The organism is Paenibacillus spongiae, from assembly GCF_024734895.1.
GTDB classification, from domain to species: Bacteria; Bacillota; Bacilli; order Paenibacillales; family Paenibacillaceae; genus Paenibacillus_Z; species Paenibacillus_Z spongiae.
Genome location: NZ_CP091430.1, coordinates 171,238 through 198,208, shown reverse-complemented (window position 1 = coordinate 198,208; position 26,971 = coordinate 171,238). Strand labels below are relative to the sequence as shown.

The 26,971-nt window shown below is 49.6% G+C and carries 25 protein-coding genes; 5 read left to right on the top strand and 20 right to left on the bottom strand.

The window, feature by feature from the left end; all coding sequences use genetic code 11:
• Positions 1-522 precede the first annotated feature (522 nt).
• Positions 523-1,803, bottom strand: coding sequence for a methyl-accepting chemotaxis protein (locus L1F29_RS00900; protein WP_258386547.1), 1,281 nt, complete (start codon positions 1,801-1,803; stop codon positions 523-525).
• 129 nt (positions 1,804-1,932) lie between these two features.
• Here L1F29_RS00900 and L1F29_RS00895 point away from each other — a divergent pair, with 129 nt between their 5' ends.
• Both L1F29_RS00895 and L1F29_RS00890 read left to right on the top strand, forming a co-directional pair.
• The gene (locus L1F29_RS00895; RefSeq protein WP_258386546.1) at positions 1,933-2,145 is read left to right on the top strand and encodes a hypothetical protein; all 213 of its coding nucleotides are present in this window, start codon (positions 1,933-1,935) and stop codon (positions 2,143-2,145) included.
• A gap of 78 nt (positions 2,146-2,223) precedes the next feature.
• Positions 2,224-2,436, top strand: a complete 213-nt coding sequence (locus L1F29_RS00890) for a hypothetical protein (protein ID WP_258386545.1) — start codon at positions 2,224-2,226, stop codon at positions 2,434-2,436.
• Between the two features lie 169 nt (positions 2,437-2,605).
• On the opposite strand, the gene L1F29_RS00885 is transcribed toward L1F29_RS00890, so the two are convergent.
• Genes L1F29_RS00885 through L1F29_RS00875 form a run of 3 tightly spaced genes read right to left on the bottom strand, consistent with a single transcriptional unit; the run spans position 2,606 to position 5,828 of the window.
• The gene (locus tag L1F29_RS00885) at positions 2,606-3,688 is read right to left on the bottom strand and encodes an efflux RND transporter periplasmic adaptor subunit (protein ID WP_258386544.1); all 1,083 of its coding nucleotides are present in this window, start codon (positions 3,686-3,688) and stop codon (positions 2,606-2,608) included.
• A gap of 47 nt (positions 3,689-3,735) precedes the next feature.
• Entirely contained in the window at positions 3,736-5,118 is a 1,383-nt protein-coding gene (locus L1F29_RS00880) for an ABC transporter permease (RefSeq protein WP_258386543.1), read from the bottom strand.
• Positions 5,115-5,828 (bottom strand): ABC transporter ATP-binding protein, encoded by a 714-nt coding sequence (locus L1F29_RS00875; RefSeq protein ID WP_258386542.1) that lies wholly within the window; start codon positions 5,826-5,828, stop codon positions 5,115-5,117. The genes L1F29_RS00880 and L1F29_RS00875 overlap by 4 nt, the downstream gene beginning before the upstream one ends.
• A gap of 422 nt (positions 5,829-6,250) precedes the next feature.
• On the opposite strand from L1F29_RS00875, the gene L1F29_RS00870 reads away from it, so the two are divergent.
• The gene (locus L1F29_RS00870; protein ID WP_258386541.1) at positions 6,251-7,168 is read left to right on the top strand and encodes a phosphotriesterase family protein; all 918 of its coding nucleotides are present in this window, start codon (positions 6,251-6,253) and stop codon (positions 7,166-7,168) included.
• A gap of 85 nt (positions 7,169-7,253) precedes the next feature.
• Here the strand turns inward: L1F29_RS00870 and L1F29_RS00865 are convergent, their stop codons facing one another.
• Positions 7,254-7,823 (bottom strand): NAD(P)H-dependent oxidoreductase, encoded by a 570-nt coding sequence (locus L1F29_RS00865; protein WP_258386540.1) that lies wholly within the window; start codon positions 7,821-7,823, stop codon positions 7,254-7,256.
• Positions 7,824-8,064: 241 nt separating this feature from the next.
• On the opposite strand from L1F29_RS00865, the gene L1F29_RS00860 reads away from it, so the two are divergent.
• The gene (locus tag L1F29_RS00860; RefSeq protein WP_258386539.1) at positions 8,065-8,847 is read left to right on the top strand and encodes a DeoR/GlpR family DNA-binding transcription regulator; all 783 of its coding nucleotides are present in this window, start codon (positions 8,065-8,067) and stop codon (positions 8,845-8,847) included.
• An 88-nt stretch (positions 8,848-8,935) separates the two neighbouring features.
• On the opposite strand, the gene L1F29_RS00855 is transcribed toward L1F29_RS00860, so the two are convergent.
• From L1F29_RS00855 to L1F29_RS00830, 6 genes are all read right to left on the bottom strand, one after another.
• Positions 8,936-9,934 carry an aminoglycoside phosphotransferase family protein gene (locus L1F29_RS00855; RefSeq protein WP_258386538.1) on the bottom strand — a complete coding sequence of 333 codons (999 nt, stop codon included), beginning with the start codon at positions 9,932-9,934 and terminating at the stop codon, positions 8,936-8,938.
• 111 nt (positions 9,935-10,045) lie between these two features.
• Complete coding sequence (locus L1F29_RS00850; RefSeq protein WP_258386537.1) at positions 10,046-10,213, bottom strand: 2-phosphosulfolactate phosphatase; 168 nt, start codon at positions 10,211-10,213, stop codon at positions 10,046-10,048.
• Between the two features lie 162 nt (positions 10,214-10,375).
• Positions 10,376-13,867: an InlB B-repeat-containing protein gene (locus tag L1F29_RS00845; protein ID WP_258386536.1), complete on the bottom strand. Its 3,492-nt coding sequence runs from the start codon at positions 13,865-13,867 to the stop codon at positions 10,376-10,378.
• A 390-nt stretch (positions 13,868-14,257) separates the two neighbouring features.
• Positions 14,258-15,829: an ABC transporter substrate-binding protein gene (locus L1F29_RS00840; protein ID WP_258386535.1), complete on the bottom strand. Its 1,572-nt coding sequence runs from the start codon at positions 15,827-15,829 to the stop codon at positions 14,258-14,260.
• A 61-nt stretch (positions 15,830-15,890) separates the two neighbouring features.
• Positions 15,891-16,760, bottom strand: a complete 870-nt coding sequence (locus tag L1F29_RS00835) for a carbohydrate ABC transporter permease (RefSeq protein ID WP_258386534.1) — start codon at positions 16,758-16,760, stop codon at positions 15,891-15,893.
• A gap of 12 nt (positions 16,761-16,772) precedes the next feature.
• Positions 16,773-17,732, bottom strand: coding sequence for an ABC transporter permease (locus tag L1F29_RS00830; protein ID WP_258389563.1), 960 nt, complete (start codon positions 17,730-17,732; stop codon positions 16,773-16,775).
• Between the two features lie 243 nt (positions 17,733-17,975).
• Between L1F29_RS00830 and L1F29_RS00825 the strand changes: the two genes are divergently transcribed.
• Entirely contained in the window at positions 17,976-20,336 is a 2,361-nt protein-coding gene (locus tag L1F29_RS00825; protein WP_258386533.1) for a helix-turn-helix domain-containing protein, read from the top strand.
• A gap of 77 nt (positions 20,337-20,413) precedes the next feature.
• Here L1F29_RS00825 and L1F29_RS34290 read toward each other — a convergent pair whose 3' ends face one another.
• The 9 genes from L1F29_RS34290 to L1F29_RS00785 form a co-directional block, all read right to left on the bottom strand.
• Complete coding sequence (locus tag L1F29_RS34290; protein ID WP_373876465.1) at positions 20,414-20,662, bottom strand: carboxymuconolactone decarboxylase family protein; 249 nt, start codon at positions 20,660-20,662, stop codon at positions 20,414-20,416.
• 95 nt (positions 20,663-20,757) lie between these two features.
• Positions 20,758-21,255, bottom strand: a complete 498-nt coding sequence (locus L1F29_RS00820) for a DinB family protein (RefSeq protein WP_258386532.1) — start codon at positions 21,253-21,255, stop codon at positions 20,758-20,760.
• Positions 21,256-21,420: 165 nt separating this feature from the next.
• Complete coding sequence (locus L1F29_RS00815; protein ID WP_258386531.1) at positions 21,421-21,723, bottom strand: putative quinol monooxygenase; 303 nt, start codon at positions 21,721-21,723, stop codon at positions 21,421-21,423.
• Between the two features lie 25 nt (positions 21,724-21,748).
• On the bottom strand, positions 21,749-22,723 hold the full coding sequence (locus L1F29_RS00810; protein ID WP_258386530.1) for a helix-turn-helix transcriptional regulator: 975 nt from the start codon (positions 22,721-22,723) through the stop codon (positions 21,749-21,751).
• Positions 22,724-22,767: 44 nt separating this feature from the next.
• Positions 22,768-23,352: a YdeI/OmpD-associated family protein gene (locus tag L1F29_RS00805; protein WP_258386529.1), complete on the bottom strand. Its 585-nt coding sequence runs from the start codon at positions 23,350-23,352 to the stop codon at positions 22,768-22,770.
• Positions 23,353-23,612: 260 nt separating this feature from the next.
• The gene (locus L1F29_RS00800; RefSeq protein ID WP_258386528.1) at positions 23,613-24,818 is read right to left on the bottom strand and encodes a cation:proton antiporter; all 1,206 of its coding nucleotides are present in this window, start codon (positions 24,816-24,818) and stop codon (positions 23,613-23,615) included.
• A 3-nt stretch (positions 24,819-24,821) separates the two neighbouring features.
• Complete coding sequence (locus L1F29_RS00795) at positions 24,822-25,316, bottom strand: cation:proton antiporter regulatory subunit (protein WP_258386527.1); 495 nt, start codon at positions 25,314-25,316, stop codon at positions 24,822-24,824.
• Positions 25,317-25,539: 223 nt separating this feature from the next.
• Positions 25,540-26,268: a class I SAM-dependent methyltransferase gene (locus L1F29_RS00790; RefSeq protein WP_258386526.1), complete on the bottom strand. Its 729-nt coding sequence runs from the start codon at positions 26,266-26,268 to the stop codon at positions 25,540-25,542.
• A gap of 16 nt (positions 26,269-26,284) precedes the next feature.
• The gene (locus L1F29_RS00785; protein WP_258386525.1) at positions 26,285-26,950 is read right to left on the bottom strand and encodes a GntR family transcriptional regulator; all 666 of its coding nucleotides are present in this window, start codon (positions 26,948-26,950) and stop codon (positions 26,285-26,287) included.
• Positions 26,951-26,971 lie beyond the last annotated feature (21 nt).

The window sequence follows — 26,971 nt, the reverse complement described above, 5'->3', positions numbered from 1 at the left end:
CTTAAGAAGCTGTATTACGAAGGATTGTTGCATTTTATACAACTCTTTCGTATTCACGCACCGCGAGCAGCTCTCAGCGTACGGTGTGGTGCTATGTACGATACTGCACGGTGTGGTGCTATGTACGATACTGCACGGTGTGGTGCTATGTACGATACTGCACGGTGTGGTGCTATGTACGATACTATGAATGGTGTAGTGCTATTCGCGATGAGGTGAAATGCACTGCATGGTGTTATTGTTGGCGATCGACCCATCTCCGTCCAATTGCTCGGTAATGGGCTGCTACATCGGACCCGAGAGTGTGAGCGACCGCCGTCCGTCATGTAACGCCATACTGCTCGCTGGAGGCTGCGCGCGGTGTAAAAGAAGAGCCTTAACAAAAAAAAAGAAGGCCGCGTCCGGCGCGCGGCCTCCCTCCCTTCCCTAGACGGAGAGCTCTCATCCGACCAGATCTGGCCGAACATGATAGATATCAAGCAGCTTTCGAATGGAATCCACTGCAATCGGGCGCTGAAAGGCTTACTTAAACTGAAATTGTCCGATGCGGCTTTGCAAATCGTCAGTCATATTTTGCAGTTCGTTGGAAGCCGCGGCCACCTCTTGCACCATCGCATTCTGCTCCTGAACGGATGCTGAAATCTTGCCCAGCTTGTCCGCATTCTCCCCCGCCGTATCGGCCACCTGCTCCGCACCCGCAAGCATGGCGTTCATCTTTACGGATTGTATTCCCATCAACGCTGCAATACGGTTAATGGCATCAACGGTTCGTTGGACGGATTGCGAGATTAGCTGTAAACGGCCGATCGTTTCGCCCGTTTTGGATGATTCTGCAATGGTATGCTGGGCTTGCGCTTCCATTCGATTAACCGCAATTGTCAAATCGGCCTGAATGGCTTCGATTAAACCGCCGATATGCTGCACTTCCGTTGTTGTGTGGTTAGCCAGCTTTCTAATTTCCACAGCGACAACTTGAAAGCCTTGCCCATGTTCGCCGGCATGAGCTGCCTCAATCGAGGCATTCAGCGCCAGCAGATGGGTTCTCGACGAAATGTCTTCCACGGCATGGACAATGTTCTCAATTTGTTCGGCGTGCTTCTCCAGTTTTTTCATGATTACCGTGGTTTCATTACCTTCTACAGCCAGACGATTCATCGTTACCGACAAGGAATCCATCGCCTCGCTGCTGCTGGCCATCGCTTCCACCATTTGCTCGGCATCCTGCTGGGCGGTCGCCGTACAAGTCGCCGCATCGGCCGAAATACCGGCTATTTCTTCGATCGACGCATACATCATTCGCGACAGCTGTGCCTGCATATCCGTGTTCGAGGAAATTTCCCCCACCCGCTCCGTCACTTCCGTCAGCACCACTGCCGCTTGTTCCGCTGACAGATGCAAATGCTCCACTTCATATCCGGTAGCGCTGGAATGCGCATCAATATCGGCAACTAAACCACGAAGACTGATGATCATCTGATTAAACGATGTGGCGAGCTGCATCAATTCATCTTTCGATTTCGGAATCTCCACGCCCGCCTTCAAATCCCCGCCTGACGCAACGCCTGCAGCTCTATGCAGATCATTGAGCGGCTTTACCAGCCACCTCGCCGTTAACCAGCCGAGAAAACCCGTCCAGAACACGCCTAATCCAAAGGTCATACTTGTAAAGATCCACGGTTCCATGTCCGGAGCCAAATAATCCTTAAGCACAAAAATAAAGAAGGCGCTGGTACCGTATGTAGTTGCGGCCACTACGCTAATGCCTAGAACAATTTTGGTCACTAGGCTCGTCGAAACCTTCATCTGCCTGCCTCCTGACGGATGGTATTCCCTATCTGGGATTCCAACAATTATCTCTCGGTTTCATTATGACGATTCGCCAACAAAGTCACTGTGATATTCATCACAATGTACTCCCGGCGGTTATGGCCGATGCGTAAGAAGTTTGGCGGTCAGCACGGCTTGAGCAGCTTGGCCGGTCAGGACGGGTTAGGTGACTTGGGTCAAAATGCCCGATCCGCAGTAGACGATGATCTCTTCCGTGGGGTTGATGCTTATAAATTGCTCCCGCAGCCCGAAGGCCATCATCCCCAAGCTACCCCCGGACACCACGGGCCGTTCTTCTCCATTGCCTGTACTGCATGACAATCAAGCTCCTCACTAGAAGCGACAACAAAAAAACGACCGAAAGACGCCTCTCATGCAAGGCAGCCTCTCCGCTGGGTGCTGGTGACTTCCCGGGCCAAATCAGCCTATTATGTGAGGGAATATCACCCGACGCCATTGTTAAATCTGTTGTTCATCGGGTTTGATTGCCTCTTCGGATGGTGGGCCTTGCCGCGCGGTCCGTTCGAAGCCGTCCACGCCATCGGCGCCAATCTCATCGCTAAGCCGAAGTCGCTGGACACGGTCGTCCGTGAAATGCGGCAAATATGAGTTCTACCGGACGTAGTCCTTAACGATCACTGCTGCAGCCCCGGTTTTCCCTTATGTCCGGCAGCCTGTATATGCCAGCCACCCGCTGCCGCACAACATAAAAGCCGGGAATCAGTCGCACAAACTGCGGTCTCGATTCCCGGCCTTTCCTTCAATGAATGTCGCAATGCTATTGCAGGACGACCACATCGCCCTTCTTCAAGCCCTCCAGCACTTCCGTCTTCTCCGACGTTTCCATGCCGATCTTGATGTCCCGCCGTTCGAACTGTCCGTTCCCCTTGTCCACCATGACATAATACGCATCCTTCTCGCGCATGACGGCGATCGTCGGCACGACGGTGACATCCTTCTTGCGCTCGGTTTCGATCTGGCCGTTGAGACTGAGGCCCGCGATCAAATAATCATTGGGCTCCAGCGCGATCACAACCTCGAATTGAGCGGCCTGATCGATGTTGTTCTGATCGGTGCCGGTTTTGGCGAATTTCGATACGCGAAGCACATTGCCCGACAGCTTCACTTCCTTCATCGCGTTCATCTTTACTTGAACCTGCATGCCCGGTTTAATGCGGAAGACATCCTGCTCGCCGACAAGCGCGATGAACTGCAGCTTGCTAAGGTCGACGATTTTGCCTATGTATTGATTGTCTCCAACCGCTTGCGGCCGTTTGCCCGCCGTTTCATAGAGGAAGATGCCCGCCGCCGGCGCACGGTATTCCGACTTGCCGAGCAGCTCCTTCTTCTCCGCCAGCGTTTTGCGTTGGATCGACTCCGTCACGCCGTTCAGTTCCTGCGTCAGCCGGTTGATCTCCTTCGTCGCGAGCGCCCGCTTCCGCTCCGTAATCGTCTGGTCGATGCTCACGTCCTCTTCGTCCAGCTTCGCCATGTAAGCTTGCAGATCGGCTTCGAGGTCCGCCTTGCGAAGGGCCGCTTCTTCTTGGGCAATCTCATTCTGCAGCGCCTTCTGATCGAGCTTGAACAGAACGTCCCCCTTCTTGACCTGCTGCCCGTCCTCGACGCTCCAGCCGGTGACCTTCGAGCTGAATGGCGCATAGACCATCGTCTCCTGCTCGTAGAGCGACTTGCCCTTTACCTCAATCGTGTTGACGAGCGTCTCGGTCGTCACCTCGAACGTAATGGGCGGCGAGGCCTCCATCGGATCCATCGGCTTCGCAGGCCGCGATATCGAGTATAAGGCATAGCTGACCCCGATCAGGACAAGCCCGATGACGAGCCATTTGATTTTCTTCTTCATCCCTTCTACCCCTTCTTTCTAATAGCATAGCATCGCATCACTTGCCGCTAGTCCCGTCGAATGGCCGTCAGCGCATCGGTACGCGAGGCGCTCACCGCCGGATAGATCCCCGATATAACGCCGGTCAGAATCGCGAACGCCATGCCGACCGGAATGGCCATCAAGGGGACGAAGATGATCACGGCGTCCTGATCGCTGCCAGGCATGGATTGGATCAGGGCATTGATTCCCCATACGATCCAATAGGAGAACAAGATGCCGAGCAATCCCCCAAGCAGGCCAAGCAGCGCCGCTTCAATAATGAACATGTTGCGGATTTGCGCCAGATTCGCCCCAAGCACTTTCATAATGCCGATCTGGCGGCGCCGCTGGTACGTCGACATCGTCATTGCCACGACGATCGATATCGAAGCGATGATAAGAATAAATACGCCGCCGCCAAGCGCAACCGCTTTGATGATGCCGAATTGCTCGGCGATCCGCTCCTTCTGCTGCAAATTCGTCTGCGTGTTCAGGGTGAGCTTCTTAATCTGCTGCTCCACCTGTTCGACGTTCTCCTGGCTGTCCACCTTCACAATGACGGAGTTGTAAGAGGCTTCGCCGGCGTTCCCGCCGCCCATATTCAGCTCCTGCTTCAGCATCTGCGCCGTCTCGAGCGACACGTAAGCTTTCTTGTCGTATGCGACCGCATTCTCGCTGACGCCCTTGGGCTTCTTCAGGACGCCGGTGACGCGCAGCGGGGAGGACTGTTTGGCCTTCCCGTCATTCGAGAAGCCAAGGAACTGAACCTGCCGCTGGAACAGGGAGGACGGCGTCCGGTTCATTTTGTCGTACTGCTCCATTAAGGAGCTGTCGTAAGGATTGCGGTTCAGCTGCTCGATAAGCTTGTCGCGCGTCTCCGGATCGACCAGACCCAGCGTCGCTCCGTAGTTAAGCACAACGGTGCCGATCAAGTCGGAAGGCCCACCCTGCATGAACGGCTTGTCGAAGCCCTCCAGCATATTCAGATCCGTTCCGATCACTTCCACATAGGCCTTCCGGTTGTCCGTCGTGGACATCTCCAAATAATTCATTTGCTGAAAAGGAGCCACCGCCGTCACATGCTTGATGTTCCTCATGATGGCCAGCTTCTGATCCGTCAGCTTGCCGCGTTCCAGGGAATCGTCGCCCTCCGCCGAATCGCCGCCGACCGCCTGACCTCCCTGGCCTCCGCTTGCCGGTACGCCTTCATTGGCCGTCACCGTAATCTCATCCATCTTGAAGAAGCTGTTCATCTCGTTCTCTATGTATTGCTGAGCCGATTCGCCTATACTGAGGGCAAGTATAATCGCCGCGCAGCCAATCGACAGGCCGGCGGCGCATAGAGCGGTCACGACTTTCCGGCGCCTGACCTGGTCCCATGACAGCCGTGTAAGGTCGCCAATCCTCATCCCGTCATCCCCCCTGCTACCAGTATCGCTTCAGATGGATCCTGATCCGTTATCAGGTAGCCGTCCCGAAGCGAAATAATGTGCTGGGTCTGAGCCGCTACTTCCCTCTCGTGCGTGACAATGACGAACGTCGTCTTCATCGTGCTGTTCAGCCGCTTCAATATCGCCAATATCTCCTCTTCCGTCTTCGTATCCAGATTGCCGGTAGGCTCGTCCGCAAAAATAACCGATGGTTCGGTTATTAAGGAACGAGCGATACTGACACGCTGCTGCTGCCCCCCCGACAATTGCGAGGGAAACAGCTCCGCCTTCTCGGGAATGCCCACCTGCTCAAGCAGCGAGAGAGCCTTCTGCTTCCGGATCGAGGGCGATACCGATTGAAACACAAGGGGCAGCTCGACATTCTCGCGAACCGTCAGATTGGCGATCAACTCGTACGCCTGAAAAATAAATCCGATATGCTTGCGCCGGAACTCGGAAAGCTGATTCTCGTTCATCTTCACGATATTGTGATCCGCTATGTATATATCGCCTTCCGTCGGCTTCATCAAGCCGGCCATCAGGTTGAGCAGCGTGGATTTGCCCGAGCCCGAGCTTCCAAGAAGAGCGACAATCTCACCTTGCCTCACACGAAAGTTAATTTGCTGTAATACGGGTGTCGTTTCTGTGCCGTTCTGAAAAGCATGGGACAAACCTTCTACACGCAGCAATGCCGTCACTCCTTTCATGACGTATTTTTAGGTAACCGGACCTACACCTACACTATAAATACGGCATGTCCAGCAGAAAAGTTTGGCATTTCTGCGTTTTCTTATAAATTTTTGCAGGATTCGATCCGGCAGCATATTTCACGCCTCAAAGCCAGGTATCACGCTGAATCGCACTCCCCGCGGAGCCCTGCTAATGGGGCTGCCGACAGTCTTGTCCGGCAGTCTATTTTCCCGTTACGGGTCGCATGCCCATCCATCCGGTTCTAGTGTCGAGTGATACGCAAAAAGTAATGAAAGGGGCCGTTTCCCCCAAATGGGCTTTGTCAAATCCAGCTTCTTGCAGAAAAAATATGGTAATATACATGGAGATAAATTCTCGTCAACTAGGAAGAAAGCCAGATTCAAGAATAGAGGTGCTGTTTATGCTGCAAACGGTTTCAGGGCCAATTACTGCGCAGGAAGCGGGACGAATTTTGGAACATGAGCATGTGCTCGTAGGGTTTGTGGAAGACGGAAAGCTTACGCCGGAGCTATATAACCGTGACGAGGTGGTCACGTCCATCCTCCCGTTCTTGTTGAAGCTGGCGGAAGCCGGATGCGGCACCATGGTGGACTGTGCGCCGGAGTACTTAGGCCGGGACCCTTACATTCTGAGGCGGCTATCGGAGCTGGCCGGAATCCATCTGATCACGAACACCGGATTTTACAAGAAGCCGTATCTGCCTTCCTTCGTTTACGAGATTTCCGAACGGGACCTGGCCGATATATGGACGCGGGAAGCGCTGGATGGCATTGGGGAGAGCGGCGTGTATCCGGGTTTTATCAAAATCGCGCTTAACGACGGGACGGCAATCGACGATACGCAGTTGAAGATCCTCCTTGCCGCTATGCGAACCTCATTGGAAACCGGCCTGCCGATTCAGTGTCATACGATAGGCCCTGACATCGCCCTGCACGCCTACGAGATAATGAAACGCGCGCATTTCGACCAGGAACGATTCATTTGGATACACGCGCAAACCTTTAAAGACACTGTGGTTTACGAGCGCCTTGCAGAGGCGGGCGGATGGATTTCCATCGACTCCATAATGAAGGGGACTTACGGGGAGCATGTGGATCTGTTGGCTCAACTGCTCGACTGCGGCGTCGGGAACCGTCTGCTGTTGTCTCAGGATACCGGCTGGTACAATGTAGGACAGCATAAGGGAGGTAACTTGCGTCCTTATCACCACTTGTTTACGGACTTCTTCCCTGCCGCAGCGGCCAGCGGTCTCGATCCTCATTGGCTGGAGCAATGCGTTACGAGCCATGCCTTTCAAGCTATGAGCAGGCGAGCCTAACACAAATAAGGGGATCCACCGTTTGTGCATCGTTCTATACAGGCAAAGAAACTTCAATACACCGATTCTGCGAATCCATATTAAGTCAGGTCTTCGTGATTGATTCGGACTTTTGATGCATTCTCTTTATTTGTTCTGCTGGAGCTGTTAAGTATTCGGCTAGCCTCTGCGCGCTTTCTTGAATTTCTTTCTCTGAAATGTGCGGAGCACTATATAAGACGAATGGAGGCAGATACAGCATCTCTGTTAGCAGAACAGTAGCCTCTAAAGGCAATAGGTACTGTTCTAACGTATATTTGCTGAAACCGTCCGGTCGATAGGAATCCTCTGGACGACCTGCAGAAATAGCCAAGACATATTCTTTGCCCCGTAACTGATTGCCCGTGCCATATGCAAAACCATATGTATATACTTCATCCTGCCACTTTTTCAGAAGGGGAGGGGTACTATACCAGTAAAGCGGAAATTGAAAAACGATTCGATCATGCTTTAACAGCAGCTGCTGTTCTCGCTGAACATCAAGTACTTCTGATGGATAGGCGCCATACAAATCATGTATCGTAATGTCCGATTCGGCTTCTAATCTTTCCTTCCAAACTCGATTTACTTTCGATTCTTGAAGATTAGGATGAGCGATGATGACAAGAGTTTTCATCTTAATAAATGACCTTCTTTTTTAAGTTTACACTGATTATATCAGACTGGGCCGAAGAGTAAACCGTTGACGATGACAACAAGGCTAGACTCTCTTGGAGGATAAAGCAGCCGGTTCGTGTTCCTATTCCGGGGGGGCTACCCAGCCGACGACGGTTCAAAATCGCGACGTAAGATGGCGCGGGAAGATTCCTCCCGTTATAATGTGAACATAAGCTTGAAGACGGAAGGGGTCTATTCCATTGTCACTGGTTGGAGAGGAACGTAAAGGAATCATTCTGGAGCTGTTGAATTCGGAAGGCCAAGTCAAGACCGTCGACTTGGTGAAGAAACTGGCCGTTTCCTCCGAAACGATTCGCCGCTACCTGGAAGAGCTGGAGTCGGAGGGCCGATTAAAGCGCGTATACGGCGGCGCGGTTAAAATAAATGTTAACGGCGAGGAGCCCTCTTATTTGAAACGCGAGGTGCTCTATGCCGATGAGAAGCGGAGCATCGGCAAGGCTGCGGCTGCCCTGATCGAGGATAATGACGTCATCTTTATCGACGACGGCACGACGCCGATGCAGATCATTTATTTTCTCATGAATAAGCGGAACTTAACCGTGCTTACCATGTCGATGCCGGCCCTGCATCTGCTGATGGAATATAAAAACAAGGAGCTGTTCTCCGGCGACATCTACTTGATCGGCGGGAAAGTGAATAACATCCACTCCCGGGTCTCGGGATCGATTGCGGAGAAGATGGTTGCGCTATTCCATGCCGACAAGGCCTTTATCTCGATTGATGGCATTACGCAAAAGGGAATTACGGTGTTCGACGCGGAACGGGGACAGCTCGTCTACAGAATGATGGAGAACTCCAAGCAGCGGATTCTCATGTCCGACAGCTCCAAGATCGGTCAAACCCAGCTCTACCGCATGGCCGAATGGCGGGATATCGATATCGTTATCTGCGAGAAGGAGATGCCCCGAGAATGGAAGAAGACGCTCAATGAACAAGAGGTCAGCTGGATTGTGGCCTACTAAGCGAAAAGAAGCTGTCACCGCGAAAGCAGGCGGTTACAGCTTCTTTCGGCGTTGTCATACGCCTTGGGATCGAGCATGCGACATGTGCTTACGGGACATAGAGCTTCCTATATTCGGGATAAGCGCGAAGATGTATCTCTTTGGCGCGCTGCTGCGTCTTTTCCCTGACCTCCGGCATATCCTCCGCCTCCACATAATCGGCGAGAACATCGATAACATCATCGAAGAGCTTGGCTCTAAAGTACAATTCCATACGCTCGTACACCTCTTCGCCGGCTAAATCAATCACTTTCTCTCTCCAAACCGGCCATTCCCACTTCCCGTATAGCGGCCACAGCAGCACGGAGTAATCCATCGCGGCATCCCCGTTTGCCTTTAAATTATCCCAGTCGATAAGCCACAGATCACGGTTATCATTGGCCAAGATGTTCTGCCAATTGATATCGTTATGCGTAACGTCGGAGGCCTGCTTCCGAAAACAGGGCAGCTCGCCGGCAAGCCGTCTTAAGGCCGCGATCTCCGCTTCAAACCATTCGATCGTTTGGTCCCTCACAAAGGTCAGCGCATGTCTACCCGCTCGGATCCCTTCCAGATCTCCCTCGAACCGGGTGATGTACTCATCAATCAGAGCTTCGGCACAGGTTTGGGCCGCCTCTCCGGATGGGATGGTTTGCCGAATCTGCTCGTCTCTATGTAATTGATGCAGCAGCTGAAGCACTTTCGGAATCATCGGTATCGGGTCCGCGATATCGCTTAGCGGCTTCGCTTCGAGATATTCGAATACCAGTCCGTAAGGATAGCCGGGGATCACCTCCTGCGTAACCTCCCGAACAAGCCGGGGCGCATGATAGCGCTCCGCAAGGTGGCCGCTAATGAGCGCCCACTGCTGCAAGCACGCCGCTCGTTCTTCTTGCGCGAATTTCACGTAGCGAACGGTGTCGCCGTCCGATACCCGGTAGGACTGGTTGACGAATCCCCCCGGGTTCCAAATATACGCGGCTTCGATCTCGGAGCCCCGCAATCCCAGCGCTTGTCCGCAGCGCTTCGCCCACTCCGCCACCTTCAGCTCGGCTGCCTTAATGTCCATTCCCGCCTCTCCTCCTCCGTGCCATGTCAGCATGCTGCTCCAGGGCCATTGTTTCATCCCATGGATTCTACATCCCGCTGATCATTAGTCCCATTAATTACTCGGTAACACTTAGTATGACTCCAGATTGATAAAATGGTTATTCCACAAGACCGGCACGACGGAACTGACGTCGATTTGCGAGCAATACCGGACATCATGCCCATACCCGCGTTCGATGAGCTCGCGTCCGCTGCCGCAAAAGGAGATTGATCGAATAAATGCGCACCGTCCATTCATCCATATTCACATCTCCTATATCTTACCATATTACTTCCCGGTACAATCCATCTTCGTGATTTGCTCCAGCCGATAATATTTGACCTCGCCGGAAGCTCGCCCATTTTGTGCGCACGTAAGAGAGCCCTGCGGCGCTGCAGCAGGGCTCTCTTGGATTTGTGATTATTCTTTAATCTTAATTTTGTTAAACTGTGCCGTAATTGTCACGTTCTGCGACGGCATTTGGTATGTGTAAGTCCCGTCACCTTTTGCCGTTATCGGATATACGGAGTTATCCGCGCCTGTAACCGTCAAAGCGGCTTCGTCAAGCTGAAAGCCTGAATATGCCTGGGTGTAAATCGTTACAGTGTCGCCGCTGTGCGCCCTTGAATAGTTAAGACTTGTGCTGGTGGCAATATCGCCGTTTGCGGATTGCACAACATTAATATTGTTTGTTGCATACAGGGTTATGGAGTTCCCGACAGGAGTGAAGTTAGTATCTTTGGTAACCTGTTGCAAGGTCCATTGCTGATCCTGTACAACCTCGGTCAGTTTCCAGATCTTTCCGTTAGACCATGCTTTTCTCATATCAGCCTGTACCTCGGACGTGAATTCGCCGCCTACATCAAACGCGCCATGTTTTATCGCATTGTTCCAAAGCTTGATTTCCTTTGCCATGTAAGGTCTCGATTGAAATGTGCTTGCAGTAACATACCAACCGGTGCCGGCATTCCAACCGGCCTTCATAGCAAGATTCATAAGCAGGTTAGGCTCGTTGGAAGCTCCATGATTTCCGTGGGTGTATGTCCAGCCAAGCATTTTCGGAAAAAAGTTTAGTCCGTAGAATTCCAAATAATTGTAAATGAGGCTGATCGGTGTATTGGATTCTCCCCAGCTGATCCTGGATGATACATTCCATAAATTAGAGCCCATATCACTTGCTTCTGTAATAAATCCGTCTTTGTTTCCGGCTGCATTTATACGATTATAAACTGCGATAGGAAATTCGCTGAATTGAAGAGGACCGTAAGTTGTCATTTTGGTTGCCTCCAATGCATCATAAGACATTGCATGAACACCTACGTTATTGAATATGTCTGCCATACGGCCGGTCATCTGCTTATTCAATTCCATATCCGCAATATATCTGTCGTAATAGAACCAGAGCAGCTTAGCGGCAGCTCCTGTATCATGAGCGCTTACCGTAGTTGCACGATAACCGCGCACAACGCCTGTCAATTGCCATTCATTATCACTCACTTGAGTGCAGGTGCTAAAAGCTATCATTTCATTATCGATCAGAACGCTGTTTGAACCTGCTGCGCTGACAGCAGCGGGCGAGAATTCCTTGCCGTTATCGATATATACGGTAGTATCGGTATCCGTCATCGGTCTTGTCAGATGCGCAATGCCCGCGCTTGCGAGACCGGCATTAGCAAGGGGCTTGATATATGTCACGTCGCCCGGGGAAATCTCGTTCGACAAGGTATGAACGCCCACCTTAATGCCGTAGCTTGCCGCGATGTCTACCATTTGTTTTGTCGCCGCATCGGAACCGCCGAAGTTGCCGTTAAACTGGTATCCGCCGTCTGTAATCCATGGACCTGACGCTCCGTATTGCCCGTAGATGTAATTAATACCTGCGTCGAGGGCCATTTTGGAGTCATTTACAATATTGTTGTACATATTATCGGTAAATACCAGGAAATCCTGCGCCGTTTCCTGAGAGGTCTTTTGCCACTTGCCGTTAATCGTCGGGTGCGGCAAGCCTTCATTTATCTCTATGTTGGATAAAACGTTTAAAATGTTGGGCGTTCTTGTTCCGAACAAGGCAATAGAGGAGCCTATCATGCTCGCATCGCCTGCGTAATCACCGGTAAGCGCGGGAATGGTGCGCGTGGGTGAATCGGCGTTCCATTCCTGAACCTTACGCTCGGTTGGCTTAGTATAATCCCATGTGTATGCCTGCAACGCACTGCCCCATGTGCTGAAAGCAGCCGCGATATTGTTGAAACCTCTGGCATCGAGGGGATTTAAATATCCGTTAACTAGCGGAAGATCCGACGGGTAGCTTAAATTGTTAAATTCAACCGGCCAGCCACCGACGGTCTTACTGTTCAAGGCATGAATACCGATGCCGAATTTGTCGTTGTATGCAACGCCTGCAACCTGACCGCCTGATTTCATGCCAGTCTTGATGGGACCCCATAATACTGCCTGTGCCGACCATTCCGACGGTAATGTCAAATCTGTCAGCTTAAAGGTGGTATAGCCGCCCTTTTTATCAACTTTTACGGTTGCCTTGCCCTTTACAGAGGCAAAATCCAAGGTTAAGGTCCCGTTTCCTTTTGCATAATGTACCGCTGTTGGATACTGGGGAGCATAGTTCACAATCAGGGACATCAGATACGACGCCTTGCCGTCCGGACTGGATGTAACATAGTCGGTACCGTCAAGAGTATTGATAAGTTTTGTAATCTGACCGGCGCCGTTTAGCACGATATTCAACACGCCTGCCGGAATTACATAAGCATCGGAACTGGGCATAGGTACCCATATCGCTGCCAGAGTTATATCCTTTGTAATCGCAGTGGAAAAATCATAGGGCACGCCTTTAAGCTTCCATCCTGCCAGAACCATACCATCGCTTGTCAAACCTTCAGGAGGGGTCACCGTTTCGCCTTCCGTGACCTTTGCAGTCATTGGTTCCGCATTCTCGCTGTAAGAAAATTTAACGGTGTATACCGGAACGGTTTTCCAATTAGCCACAAGCTTCATGTCACCTGTTACCGGCTTAGAAAAATCCCACGCTGTTCCGCCGGCAACATCCACTGTCCATCCGTCGAAAACCTGACCCAATGTTTGGGAAACGGGGTCGCTGGGTTTTGTTAATACTGTGTCGTTGATTACTTTTACGGTATTTGAAGGGTTAACTCCGTCATTATACTCATATGTAACGGCATTCATAAAGTAGGCCTGCAGCTGGACCATCTGCGGAAGGTTATTGTTGGAGATTGTACCGGTAAATCCGCCACACCACCATCTGATATAACGTGCAGTTGTAGGGGCAAAGTTAACCTGATGACCGCCTGCATTGGTATCCTCCTGATATTCGGTGTCATTTCCAGCTGAAACACCAGTTATGGATCCGTTTACAAGAGTGCCGTTTGCAAATGTCTGGTTCGAGTCCTTTGGATCCTGATGAGCGACATTGTTAACATCCTGATTGAATACGTTGACCCAGTTGATGCCGTCTGCCGAAAGCTGAACAATCTGGTTATGATATGTTCTTAGGCCTGATGCGGGGTGATTCCTATAATAGTTCCATATATTTATGACATTCATCGTTTTTGCTGTTCCTAAATCGATGAGAAGATACACAGCGGATGTATCGCCTGGAGGGACGGTGTTGTTAGCATGCGGTGCGACCCATAAATCGGTATTAAGCGTGCCGCTTGTTATGTTTTGGAGTGAAAATGGGGAGCCTCCCCACCAACCGCCGGTGCTCTGACCGGTTGAATCATAATCGGACCCCGTTACGGTGGCGTTATATGCAAGATTTCCCGGAGGGGTACCTGTTGTCGTCGCTGCCGCAACATATGACGTAGGCGATACTGTTACGACAAAACAACATAAGGTTAGAATAATTGATAAAAGTCTTAGTTTGGTTTGCATAATCCATCAAACTCCTTTAAACATTTAATTTTTGAAGCAAGCATTCTTTAACAGAAGCAATGCCATAAAAATGTAAGTCATCCCTCCTTTCAGATGATTTCCATAAAAAAACAAGCACACCGGTAAGTGGGGTTTATTTTACGCCGCTTGCCATGTACTTTGAGTCTTCGTCGTATGTTTTTTATCGCGATTCATTTTAATTGGCTTTCATCGCATTTTACAAGAGTCATTCACGCAAATAATTAAGAAATCCCTCCTTTCACCTTTTTGACCGTTTTCTAACTTCCCATTTTCCTATTCAGGTCTTTCTCCGCTTTCACGGGGAAAGACCTGAATGAACTTGCATGTTGCATTTACTGAGGTGCGCTAATTTGAGACAGCAAATATTGCTTATTGTTTCTCCGCTATCCAGGCATCCAGCTGTTTTTGCTTCTCCGCGATAATCGTATCGGCGCCTGCATCTTTCAATTTTTCCAAAAATTGCGGCAAATACTTGCCGGGGTCTACAGAGCCGCTGGAGATGGCATAATAAAGCTCATCGATTACAGAATCAACATTAGCCTTCTCGGTCTTCACCGGCGTAAAGTCAAATACGAATCCCAACGCATTGGAAGCTGTCGCATTTGTATTCAGATCGACCCACATATTCGTAAACTTGTTGTCGACCTCGCCGCCTTTCGGATCTCCTTCAAATAAATAGGTAAGCCTCATATTGCCGAATTCCCAAGGGGAAAAGGTTTGATAACCGCTGTCTGTGATCGTTTCAATCCGATTCTCGGAGACTTTCTTGTAATGCTTTCCTTCAACGCCCCAAACAAGGGTATTGTAAATTTCCTTGTCCGTGTTCAGCAGATTGAGGAGCATCATCGCCCTTTCCTTATTCGGGGAATTGGCGGAAATCGCTGTAATGGTGGCGGCGGCTTTATCGGTCGTCAGCAGCGGCTTCACAAATTGGAAATCGTAAGAATGAACATCTTTATTGGAATTGGACATTCTTCCCGTTGCCTCCAGACCGGCTTGTTCAAAGGCCAGGGTATCGATATCGATCTGGCCTAACTGAAGCGCGTTCTTTCCTGCCTTGCGGTCCGCCGAAGTTTCTTTCAAAGTTGAAGCGTCTTTCCTCATGTATCCTTTGCTGAACCAGTCTCTCATCATCGTTACGTATTCTTTGAATTCCGGTGTCTCGTACTGGTTGACAACTTTGCCGCCGTCATTCAAGTAAAGATCTCCCGGAGTCTTGGGATCGCCTAAAGTTTCCAGACCGAACATGGGTGGAGCGGTAAGGAAGGGATCAACTCCCTGACTATATTCCCAAGGGATGAGATTCGGCTCATTCTTCTTCACCGTTTCCAGGAAAGGCGTCAAATCCGATAGCTGCTTAACGGACTTCCAATCCAGATTATATTTGTCCGCAACGGCTTTCTGAATGATATAGCCGTAACCGGCCGTCGATTGCTGGAAGACGGGAACACCGTAAATTTCCCCTTTTACCTTCACGGCATTCCAGAACATGTCGGGAATCCCTTTCTTGGTGTCGGGAGCATATTGGTCAATTAATTCATCCAGCGGCGCGTACGCTCCATTCGCCACGTTCTGGAAATAGTTGTTGAAATTCGAAGCCGTCCAAGCCAGATCGAAGGGCTCGCCCGAACCCATGACGACTTTCATTTTTTCCTCGTATGCTCCCCAGTCAATCAGCTTAAGATGAACCGTGGCATTGATTTTCGGCTGTACGAGCTTGTTCAGGGCGTCTTCTACCGTCTGCAAATCCTTCTGTGGCGATCCCGGGAAGTAGTACGTCAGTTCTACCGGCTTCAAAGTTTCCTGTGCCGGTTGGGTCTCGCCTCCTTCCGGCTGAGCCGCACTTGGCGAAGCCGTGTTGTTTGAATTGTTTGTCCCGCAGCCTGCGAGTACAATCGCGAGCGCGGCAATAATGCCCAATCCTTTTCGCATTTTCAACATCTCTGCCATGACCTCCATGATTTTATATGCTTAACGGGACATACCCGGTAAAGCCTTGCTTTTACGCTTTCACAGCGCCCAATGTAAGCCCTTTGACGAAATATTTCTGAAGAAAAGGATACGTGAGCACGATAGGCCCGACTGCCAAGACGCATGTTGCCATCCTTGCCGTCTCATCCGGTTGCATAGCTGCGGCCTTCACGGTCAAGGCATTCCCTTGCAGGAACGCGATGTTATTCATAATGGACTGAAGAAGAAACTGCAGGGTGTACAGATCCGCGTTCTCAATGAAAAGAGCGGCGGTAAACCAATCGTTCCAGTAAAACACCGCAACGAACAATCCGATGGTAGCCAGCACGGGAGTCGATAATGGAATGACCAGCTTCACGAACGTGTTAAACTCGCCGGAACCGTCGATTCTTGCGGATTCTATGATCGAGTCCGGAATCGTTCTAAAGAAATTTCTCATGATCAGTACGTTTATCGATGAAACCAGGTAAGGCACGATAAGCACGAATATCGTATCTTTCAGATGAAGGTATTTCGAAAGCAGAATATACCAAGGCACCAAGCCCCCGCTGAATAGCAGGCAAAACACAACCAGGAACGAAACGATATTCCTGTACTTGACCTCGTTTCTGGAAAGGCTGTAGGCGAACATGGAGGAGATGATCAAATGCAGCAGCGTTCCAGCCGCTGTAACGATAATGGTCACTCCGTATGCCCTGAGTATGGGGGAATTCCCCATTAAAATATATTTATAGGCGTCGAAACTGAAATTCTGCGGAATGAGGCGGTACCCGTGTTGGAATATAGACTGTTCTTCGGTCAACGACACGGACAGGACTAATAGCAATGGGATCAGACATAGCGCCGAATACGCCATGAAGCTGATATTGAGTGCAATCTTGGACACATGTAGTCGATTCATCTCGTCTTCCTCCTAGAACAAAGAACTGTCGCGGTCGTACCGCCGAATCACGTAATTGGACGCAACGACGAGAACGAATCCAACGCACGACTGGTATAAACCGACGGCTGAGGACATTCCGAAATCTCCCATCGTTTTCAGCGCTCTATAGACATAGGTATCGATAACATTGGTGGCGCTGAATAATACCCCCGATTCCTTCGGGAGGTTATAGAATAAGCCCCAATCCCCAAAGCCGGCGTAAAAAATTTTGCCCGTTTGCAGGAGCACCAATGTAATCGTAATCGGGGCGAGCATCGGAATCGTGATCCTGAGCGCTTGCTGGAACTTGCTCGCTCCGTCTATTTTGGCTGCCTCATAGAATTCGGTCGAGATCCCGGAGATCCCCGCCGCAAAGATGACGGCGAAGTAACCCACATTTTTCCATACATAAGCCGCCGGCAAAATATATCTCCAATAACTCGGTTCCGAATACCACTGAACAGGATCAACCCCGAATAACTGAAGCAAATAGTTCATGATCCCCCTGTCCACGCTCAGAAAGGAAAAAAGCAAATATTCGGCTACGACCCACGACAACAAATAAGGAAGAAGCAATATGCTTTTGTACGCTCCCGCGAGAAAGCGGCTGCCGACTTCATCGATTAAGATGGCGAAGACCAGCGCAAGTCCGATCCCCAAAACAATGAAGACCACGTTATAGAAGATCGTGTTAAAGGTGATTTGGAATAGGGCATCCGATTTGAAAAGAAACTCGAAATTTTTGAAACCGATCCATGGACTCCCCGTTATGCCTTTAAACGGGTTGTATTGCTGGAAAGCGATAACGACGCCGATCATCGGCAAGTAGTAGATAACGATAATGAAAAGCAGTCCCGGAAGCATCATGGCATAGAAGGTTTTGTTTCGGATAATCTCGCTTATGAAGGGTATCCTTCGTCGAACGCTTGTTGTTTCGGATTTCTTCGTCATGGTTTCCACTGGTGTTCTCCTTGCATTCGTTTTTTTACTGTAAGCGTAGTCCCATGCTGCCGTAAAAGAAACGATAAGATTCGAGATTACTCCAATTTTTAAAACCGAGCGTCTATAAAAAATATCTAAATCTCTAAAAAATGAACCTCGACCCGACATGCGCCATTTTCCCGTTCCTTTTTCCTCCGCATTCTTATAAAATAAAACCACTGTAACTAAGCGAAAAAAGAGGGGCGTTTGAACTTGGAAGCGTTTAAAGTCCGAACCAGTATGTATAAGAGACTGCTCATCTCCTTCGTGACGATCATAATCGCCCTGATTTTGGTTCTTTCCTCTATTCTGTACTATAATTACAGCTCATCATCGATCTCGCTGCTGAAGAATATGAAGGCCGACATTTTGTCCCAAACGAGCTACAGTGCCGTGTATATGGATACTATCTCCAAGAGATTCTGCCAGTCGCTGTCGTTGAATCATTCCATCATCGCCTTCGCGAACAGCAATCAAGATGATATTCTGATCACCGGCAAGGCGATTCGAACTTTGAGCGCCCTGGCCATCCCGAACACCTACATCCATTCCGTGTATGTCTATAACAAAAAAATCGATACGCTCATTTCCACGCCGTCGGATACGTTTTACAGCAGCCCCGATTTCTTCGATCAAGATATCGTAGGGATGTTGAATCATCTGCAAAATAAGGAGATGCCCATTCTCTACCCCATTCCAAGAAAAATCGCCAATCCGGAAGGGGCTAACGCGAAGTTTTCAAACGTGTACACCTATGTATTGTTCGATACGATTAATCCCCGGAAAGCCTTCAACAACGCCATCGTATTGAATATAGACGCCGATTGGCTGAGGAGGACGATTTCTTCCATCGACAGCAAGATGAACAGCGAAGGAAGCGAGCTCTTGGTCGCGAATGAAAGCGGTATCATTGTGAACCACTCTTCGCCCGACCAATTCATGAAAAACATAGCGGATCAAGATTATTTCATCAAAGCGCGTTCCTCCGCGAGTTCTTCCGGCTCGTTTTTCGGCAATCTCGATCATCGCAAGTACGTCATCTCCTATGTATCCTCCAAAGATCTGGGATGGACGTTCCTGAGCATGACGCCGTATAAATCCGTTTTTGCAAGCGTGCAGCGAAACGGGGTCATTACCCTCGTATTTTGTTTAATCGTGCTGCTGCTCGGGTTATTTTACGCCTACCTGGCTTCCAAAAAACTGTATCGCCCGATTGGCGCGCTCACAGACGGCATCAAGCAAAGGCTAAAACCCGAAAACAGACCGGAACAAAGCATGGACGAAGTTGGCTTTCTGGCGAGCGCTTTTCACGGAATCATCGATAAGACAGCCTACTTGGAAGACATGAAGAGAAACAGCGCCCCCCTGTTGAAAAATGAATATTTAAAAAATATATTGAGCGGTCAAGTCGTGCTTCCGCTTGGAATACCGGCCGCCTTCGAGAAAGAGCTCAACATTCATCTGAATTTACGCCATGCCATGTTTCTGATTCTCCTAAAGATCGATGGTTATAAAAGCTTTGTCGAAAAACACAATGAAATGGACAGATCCTTGTATAAGTATGCCATTGCGAATATCGCCAAAGAGGTGACTTCCGAGTATTTCAGCAATGAAGTGATCGATACAAGCGCCGACCAGCTTGCCGTTCTGGCGGACGTAAAAGCGTTCCCGGGCAGCCTGGAGCCGATATACGACGCGTTTCACGCGATCGTTTCGAGAATACAGGACAACGTCCGAAGGCATCTGAATATTTCCTTATCGGGTACGCTCGGTTTCAGGATCGAGTCGCCGGAACAAATTAAATCGGTTTACGAGGAAACGCTGAATCTTTCCATGTATAGGATCGTCTATGGACATTCCAGCATCATTACTCCGGACATTTTAAAGAAAGTGGATTGGGGCCGTTTTAAGTTTCCCACGTCCAAAGAAAAACAATTGATCGATTCGTTAAAGCTAGGAAACGGCAACGCGGCGAAAATCGCCTATCAGGAGATTATCCAATCGATCGAACGCACTCCCTATGACAATATCATGAGCTCGAGCATTTATCTGTTTTTCTCCATCTATAATTCGTTAAACCAGATCGTTGCCGACACGCCATCCAGATTCAACGATTTATCCATCGATTTTCTTCATAAAGCAACCGGGCTGGAAACGCTTGAAGAGATGGAGGTAACGTTCTTCGAGTTAATCGATGATATTATCCTCTTGAAGGACGGAACGAAAGACAGGAAGAAAAACGAGATCGTGAATCGCGTGACCGAGCATATCCAGAAAAACTATTCGGATAAGAACCTATCCCTGAACAGCTGCGCAGAATCGCTTTCCCTGTCTACGGTCTATCTTGGCAAGCTATTCAAAAATGCGACCGGCAAATCGGTAGCCGAATATATTACGGCTGTCCGCATGGAGAAGATCAAACATTATTTGGAGCAGAGCAGCATGCCGATCAATAATATTTTGGAAGAATGCGGGATGGAGAAGTCAAATTACTTTTATACGAGCTTCAAAAAGTATTTCGGCGTTTCTTTGACGGAATACCGATTAAAGTCTGCCAATACAGGTGACGAGTGAACGAATAGAAAGAAATTAGGGCTGTGCCTAAGCTATACAACGCTTCGGTACAGCCCCATATGATCATAGGGATGAGTTCAGAATGACTCTCTAACATTTTGCTCATCTTGTCTTCTATATCTAAGGCAGCCTTCTCCATTTCTGAGTAAAGAGGGCTTTCTGCCCATGCACTGAGACAGTATAGCCTCATTTCGGATTCCCCTAGTTTTCGCATCTGCTGCGCGATAAGAAAGGCAATAAACGCAACCGTTGATTTGTGACACCCTAAATTTTACCGGTTCTCGAAGCTTAGGGTCGAGATCTGTGGACTTCGTATAGGCATCCATCTCACTTAGAAGTTAAATCCCTGTGGCACTAATTTCATCACCTGATAAATGTCTAAATGTGTGGACATAGAGTGATCCTTCTTTCTTGAGTGTATTTAAACATAAGGCTGCATACCTTTTTCAATCCAATCTTCACGTGTGGGACCAAGTACATTGGGAACTCGTAAACCAGCTTGCCGCATCAATACCGTCATTTGGCCGCGGTGATGAATTTCATGCCGTAGCGAGTACCGTAAAGCAGCGCCGTTCTGCCAATCCTCACCGAACAGGTTAACGATCTGGCCAAGCGACTCGTCAGTCCATTGGCTTCTAATGGCACGCAGCATGGATTTTCCAAGACGCCGGTATTCAGTTAAAATCTTTGCAGCTGACACAGGTACGTTTTCATCCGCCAAAGGCTCGTCATAGGATAATCCCAGATAGGTTAGAAAGTTGATCGAGCTTACGAGATGCCAAGCAATCTGGCCAAAAGTTCTCTGATTGTCCGAGACGGCTTGTGTTAGTGATTCGTCCGTAAGTGAATCTAAAACCCGTTCCGTTATAACCGACTCCATTTCGAATTCCTGCACGAAATCATTGATTTTGGAAAACAATCATGTTCCCTCCAAGTTAATTAATTTTCCTACAACGAAATTATATATAGTTATCGCTGACATCTATGGTCAGTAATTATGGTACCGAATAACTTTCTATGACGGCATCGAAAGAAGGGGCTACTCCGTGTTAAGAGTAGCCCCTTCCTTCGCATTGAGTGTACTTTAGATCCCTTTGCCCCCGACCGGTCGCAACTTTACCGGCTCCACGCCGGCAATCAATGGTCTGCAACGCTGAATCAATGCCAATACATTTTCATTTTTAAGGGATTCGGCATGCGCTTCGGCATCTCTCCATAACTCCGTCACCCATATCGCATCCGGATCGTCTTCTGCCACATTGATGATATACAATTCGCAGCCTTCTGCAGAATCCAACAGATTAGCCGCTTCCAGCATCATTTGCACGAGAGCATCTCCCTGGCCTGGGTGAGCCGTTAATTTTCCATACATGGCGAATTTGTTCATATCCATCACCCCTTGCGTTTTTGGATTATAGTGATTTCATCGATTCGTAATGCGATGCTATACCATAACTAATTTCCACCAGCCGCTCGATAAGAATGTCCGGTTCGAGAATGATAAGCGATTTTCCATAGGGGAGAAGAAAGTAAGGCACATAGGACTGCAAGGAATGAATGCCGAGCCTGAATAATGCTACTCCATCTTTGCGTTCAACAAGCGTATGGCCAAACAACCAATGCTGGCATAAGAGATCCAGCGCTTGCTCATGCCCTTGTATCCTTACCGCTGCGAGAGATTCCGAATCCAAGGTGCCGGGAAGCAAATTCCGCATCAGAAAGTCTTTAGCGGAGAAAGCGGCAGGCCGCTCGAAATAACGATCGCTCGGTTCCATTCGTGAAATGCGATCCACCCTGAAACTGCGTACCTCCTTCCGAAGGTTGCAATACCCGACAGCATACCAACTACCTTTCCAATGTACAATGCCGTAGGGGTCGACTTCGCGTATGTTGGGAGTGTCTCCCTTGCCATTAACGTAGACCATCTCCACCGACCTGCCCTGAGCAGCCATTTCTTCCAAAACACGAAGCAAATCCCGCTGTTTCCCTTCGATCGGCGGATGAATGATGGAGAGACCCTCCATGTGCCGCTCGATTTGATCCAGCTGCTCCTCATTCGTGTAGCGCTTCAATTTATTGATCGCTCGGTTAAGCTCTTCCTTAAACGGATAGCCCGCCTCGTGTGCGAATGTTGAAGCGTGTACAAGTGCTTTCTGTTCTTCCAAGTCAAACAACAGCGGAGATTCCGCAAAATGACCGAGTATTCGATAGCCCCCATTCGGCCCAGAATCGGCTATAATAGGGACCCCGCTAGCACACAATGAATCGATATAGCGGTATACAGTACGAATATGAATCTCCAGCTCATTCGCGAGCTTCTTTGCTGTCATTCGTCTACCCGACCGAAGAAGCCATAATATGGACAGCATATGGTCTGATTTAGACATATTTCGCCAAACCTTCCTGATATGAAATGAGAAAGTTATTGAGATTAAGGATAAATTCTTTCACCTTTTTCAAGCATCATGACAAACTGTTTAATTCGTTTCGTTCGGGTTTCTTGCTTTTTTGCGTTATGAATTCTAAATATGATCGCATATTTATTTTGTCTATTTAAAGTATCATAAAATGCCTTCGCCTTTGCATTACGTTCCAATTCGATCGCGAAGTCCTCTGGCAAAGAGGCAGTACTTTGCGATTCATAGGCCTTATCCCATTGTCCGTTCTGTTTGGCAGCTTCAATCGCCTTAAATCCGGAGGGCCTCATTCTTCCATTTGTGATAAGAAGCTCTGCTTTTTCTTTATTCACTTTAGACCAGATGCTCTTCGCCCCACGCAGAGTAAATCGTTGAAGCCATGTTTTGTCATCGAATGTTTCCTTCTGACTATCGACCCACCCATAACATAACGCACTTTCGAGTGCTTCATCATAGGAAACAGAAACAACGCCGGAATTTTTTTTCGCGATCTGCAAACGGAATCCCGCTGAAGTATCATAATTGTTCTCAAGCCAATTCTCTAGAGATTGTTGGTCCGCGAAGAATAAAACCGGAAATTCACACGATTTCTTTTTCACATGATACGCCTCCTGATTAAAGTATATACAATTATAACTGACAGATACAGTCAGTGATTATTTCGACAAGACGTGATTATCTATAGGTGTTATCATCCAGCTAGGACTGGAGGATCGTCCGGAATCCGTCATAACGATCATATTGCCGAGCGAGGACTAATTACTAAGACGGGGGTCTTGCCCCCGGCCCATACGCTGTACAATAACGAATAGACAGGAACAGCCCTTGATCTGCGGATCAAGGGCTGTTCCTGTTCAATTTAATTCGCTCGCTTGCGCCTCCATCGCTCGCCGATGATCGCGAAGCGCTGATAGAACCACTTCGATTCCTTGGCCAGCAGCGGACCGAGAACGGCCAGAACGAGCACATACAGCACGGCGAAGGATTGAATGGACGCCATTAACCCGCCCGCCTTGCCGATATTCGCCATAATAATCGAGAACTCTCCCCGGGCGACCAGCGTGAACCCAACGTTGAGAGACGCCCGCGGCGACGCGCCGGAGAGCCGGCCGGCAATCATGCCCGCCGCCAAGTTGCCAATAATCGTAAGGATTACGGCTATAACCGTCATGCCGACGGCTCCGCCCAGCGACGAGGGCTCAATCGTTAAGCCGAAGCTGAAGAAGAACATCGCGCCGAAGAAATCCCTAAACGGCATGATCTGCTGTTCAATCCGCTTGACATGTCTCGATTCTCCAAACACAAGTCCGATCATCAGAGCGCCGATCGCTTCCGCTACGTGCAGCGTTTCGGAGAAACCCGCGACCAGGAACAGCAGCGTCATCACCATGAGCAGGAAGAGCTCTGAAGAAGGGACATTCAAGGCAATATCGATATATTTGATCACTTTCCTGCCTATAAACAGGAACAGCACAATGAATGCAAGAGCCGTGAGCGATATGAGCAGCACGCTGACGATGGAGGTTGCCCCGCTTAATACAAGGCCGGTTAAGATGGAGATGTGGATCGCGATGAATAAATCGTCGAACATAATCATCCCCATGATCATTTCCGTCTCCGGGTTAGCCGTCCGCTTCAGATCCACCAGAACCTTGGCTACGATGGCGGTGGAGGAGCTCGTCATAATTCCGCAAACGACAAGCGTCTCCTTGACGGGTAAGCCCGCAATCCAGCCTAACAGCAGCCCGGAGAGGAAATTTAACGCAACATAGAATGAACCGCCGATCAAGATCGCTTTACCCGACTTGAACAGCCGCGCGACCGAGAACTCCATTCCCAGATAGAACAGCAGGAACAGAATGCCCAGACGCCCCATAAATTCAATAAAAGAGGAGCTCTCGATAAAACGTAAGTCGATCTTCCAGAAATGCGGAGCATGAGGGCCAACAGCCATTCCGATTAAAATATAGAACGGGATAACGGAGAAACGAAGCTTATTGGCGAGAAAGCCCGTAAACGTAATGAGCGCCAGCGCGATACCGACTTCGAATATGAGCATCTCCATAGGCTACAGCTTCCCGTTGCGAAGCAGCATCTTTAACTGCTTGATTTGCGCGCGCTCCCCGGCCACGACGAATGTCATACCCGCTCCAATGACGAGATCGGCGCCAGGATTCATATGCGTCTTCTTATTCTTCTGCGCCACGGCCAAGATGGATGCTCCCGTTGCTCCGCGGATGTCCAATTGACCGATCGTCATGCCTTCGCTCTTCGATTCCGGCTCCAGACGGATCCACTCGATCGCCAGCCCGTCTAGCAATATATCCTGGTTATCCGAGAAAGCCGGCTTGTACGTGATCCCGGCGAGAATGGCCGATATCGATCTGGCCTCGTCGTCATCCAACGTGACCATGGAGAGCATCTCATCCGGCTCTTCCGGCGAGAGGTGAAACAGATCGCGGCGTTCGTCATTATGAACGACGATGACGAGCGTATCGCCGCTTCTGGTGTTCATGGTGTATTTACGTCCGATTCCCGGGAGATCCGTCTCTTTCAAATTCATCGATAATACCTCCCTTCAGAACATACTGATCAACCTGTGGCTGCATGAACGGTTCTATGCATACGATTCTATGGTTCATCGTAGATTTCCCTCCCCATATGAAGGTTTCCGAAACCAATTCCTCTGTTCATACAATCCCCTCCTAATAAAATAGACCTCTTGTCAGTCAGAGGTCCTACCGCCATTCTATCAAATTGTAAATATAAGTCCAGCAGGAACAGATTTAAAAATATGGAATTGATATTTCTTCAGCTTTTCTGCAGAAATATTCCATCACAAATCCGTCCGAGGGATGGATGGATACCACTTCAAAGCCGGCTCTGGCCATCATCCCTTCCATAATCCAGTCGAAGGTGCTGAATTCATCCCGGATATGCGTCTCAACCTCCGCTTTGAACAGCTTGCCTGCATGCGCTTCGAAGCCGGCGATGAAACGATCGATTTTACGCTGATATTCCGCCGGCCGGAAATGGAAAATAACATCGTGCAAGTATAAGATCCCGCCCATCTTAAGCATTGCATTCATCCGCATCAAGGCGATTTGCTTCCAGAAGTCCGGCAGATGGTGAAGCGCCACTTTCGTAGAGACGATATCCACCGGCTCCGCGCGATGCTCATAGCTTAAGAAGCCGGAGTGAATGAATTCGATATTGGACCGCTGTTCCCGCTCCGCCTTGCGCCTGGCCTGCTGCAGCATGGCCTCGGACACATCGACCGCATAGATCATGCGAAAATGCTTGGATGCATGAATCGCGGCTGCGCCGGTCCCGCATCCCATGTCCAGCAGCGTAAGCTCCTGATGATGTTCGAAGGGCATCCGGCTTAGGAAGCCGGCAAATTCCTGTTCATCATTCCTGAATTTCTGATGCCGGCTGTCATAGATCTCCGCTTGCTCCGGATCTGCATAGTCCACGCCGCAATGCTTAAATTCATCATAGGTCCAGTTATTCATCGGAACTCCCTCCCCCTTAAATCAATGCGTACAGCTCCTGCATCGGCCGGATCACATTTTGTTTCATTCTTGCGGAGGCCGCTTCCGGATCACGCTCTTCCAGCGCCGCGATAATCGCTGCATGCTCTTCCTCGGAGGACCGTGCCGCCGTAGGAGGCTGCTTCAGGAAAACATACTTAAACCTGCGGATATGAATCTGCAGCGATGCGCTGAATGAAGCAATGTACGGGTTGTCGGATATCTCGACGATCATATTGTGGAACTGCTCGTCGAGCTCCATCGCCTGGTACGGCTGTCCGTTCCGGATGGCTTCGCCGAACTGGGCGTTAAGCTCCTTCAGCAGCTCGATCTGTTCCGGCAGAATGAGCTGCGCCGCTTGCTCGGCAGCGAGGGCGTAGAGTGCTGCGAGCGTGGGATACATCTTCAGCATGTCATCCTTCTCGATGCGCGTTACCCGCGTTTCCTTGCCGGGATGCATCGATACGAGCCCCTGCATCTCCAGCAGCTGAAGAGCCTCGCGGATCGGCGTTCTGCTGACGGCCAACGATTCCGCAAGCTCGGCATCAAACAGCTTCTCGCCCGGCAGCAGCGTCCCTTCAATGATCCAGCGTTGAATTTGCGAGAGTGCCCGTTCTTTGGCAGATATTCGGGTCGGCGATGCGAAATTTTGAGGTACCGGCATGTTCCATCCTCCTTAACTTGA

What these genes read in the sequence shown, in the direction of transcription:
- L1F29_RS00900 (WP_258386547.1), bottom strand. Translation starts at nt 1,803, where the DNA reads ATGAAGGTTTCGACGAGCCTAGTGACCAAAATTGTTCTAGGCATTAGC.
- L1F29_RS00895 (WP_258386546.1), top strand. Translation starts at nt 1,933, where the DNA reads ATGCGTAAGAAGTTTGGCGGTCAGCACGGCTTGAGCAGCTTGGCCGGT.
- L1F29_RS00885 (WP_258386544.1), bottom strand. Translation starts at nt 3,688, where the DNA reads ATGAAGAAGAAAATCAAATGGCTCGTCATCGGGCTTGTCCTGATCGGG.
- L1F29_RS00880 (WP_258386543.1), bottom strand. Translation starts at nt 5,118, where the DNA reads ATGAGGATTGGCGACCTTACACGGCTGTCATGGGACCAGGTCAGGCGC.
- L1F29_RS00870 (WP_258386541.1), top strand. Translation starts at nt 6,251, where the DNA reads ATGCTGCAAACGGTTTCAGGGCCAATTACTGCGCAGGAAGCGGGACGA.
- L1F29_RS00865 (WP_258386540.1), bottom strand. Translation starts at nt 7,823, where the DNA reads ATGAAAACTCTTGTCATCATCGCTCATCCTAATCTTCAAGAATCGAAA.
- L1F29_RS00855 (WP_258386538.1), bottom strand. Translation starts at nt 9,934, where the DNA reads ATGGACATTAAGGCAGCCGAGCTGAAGGTGGCGGAGTGGGCGAAGCGC.
- L1F29_RS00850 (WP_258386537.1), bottom strand. Translation starts at nt 10,213, where the DNA reads ATGAATGGACGGTGCGCATTTATTCGATCAATCTCCTTTTGCGGCAGC.
- L1F29_RS00845 (WP_258386536.1), bottom strand. Translation starts at nt 13,867, where the DNA reads ATGCAAACCAAACTAAGACTTTTATCAATTATTCTAACCTTATGTTGT.
- L1F29_RS00840 (WP_258386535.1), bottom strand. Translation starts at nt 15,829, where the DNA reads ATGTTGAAAATGCGAAAAGGATTGGGCATTATTGCCGCGCTCGCGATT.
- L1F29_RS00835 (WP_258386534.1), bottom strand. Translation starts at nt 16,760, where the DNA reads ATGAATCGACTACATGTGTCCAAGATTGCACTCAATATCAGCTTCATG.
- L1F29_RS00830 (WP_258389563.1), bottom strand. Translation starts at nt 17,732, where the DNA reads ATGACGAAGAAATCCGAAACAACAAGCGTTCGACGAAGGATACCCTTC.
- L1F29_RS34290 (WP_373876465.1), bottom strand. Translation starts at nt 20,662, where the DNA reads ATGGATGCCTATACGAAGTCCACAGATCTCGACCCTAAGCTTCGAGAA.
- L1F29_RS00815 (WP_258386531.1), bottom strand. Translation starts at nt 21,723, where the DNA reads ATGAACAAATTCGCCATGTATGGAAAATTAACGGCTCACCCAGGCCAG.
- L1F29_RS00810 (WP_258386530.1), bottom strand. Translation starts at nt 22,723, where the DNA reads ATGTCTAAATCAGACCATATGCTGTCCATATTATGGCTTCTTCGGTCG.
- L1F29_RS00800 (WP_258386528.1), bottom strand. Translation starts at nt 24,818, where the DNA reads ATGGAGATGCTCATATTCGAAGTCGGTATCGCGCTGGCGCTCATTACG.
- L1F29_RS00795 (WP_258386527.1), bottom strand. Translation starts at nt 25,316, where the DNA reads ATGAATTTGAAAGAGACGGATCTCCCGGGAATCGGACGTAAATACACC.
- L1F29_RS00790 (WP_258386526.1), bottom strand. Translation starts at nt 26,268, where the DNA reads ATGAATAACTGGACCTATGATGAATTTAAGCATTGCGGCGTGGACTAT.
- L1F29_RS00785 (WP_258386525.1), bottom strand. Translation starts at nt 26,950, where the DNA reads ATGCCGGTACCTCAAAATTTCGCATCGCCGACCCGAATATCTGCCAAA.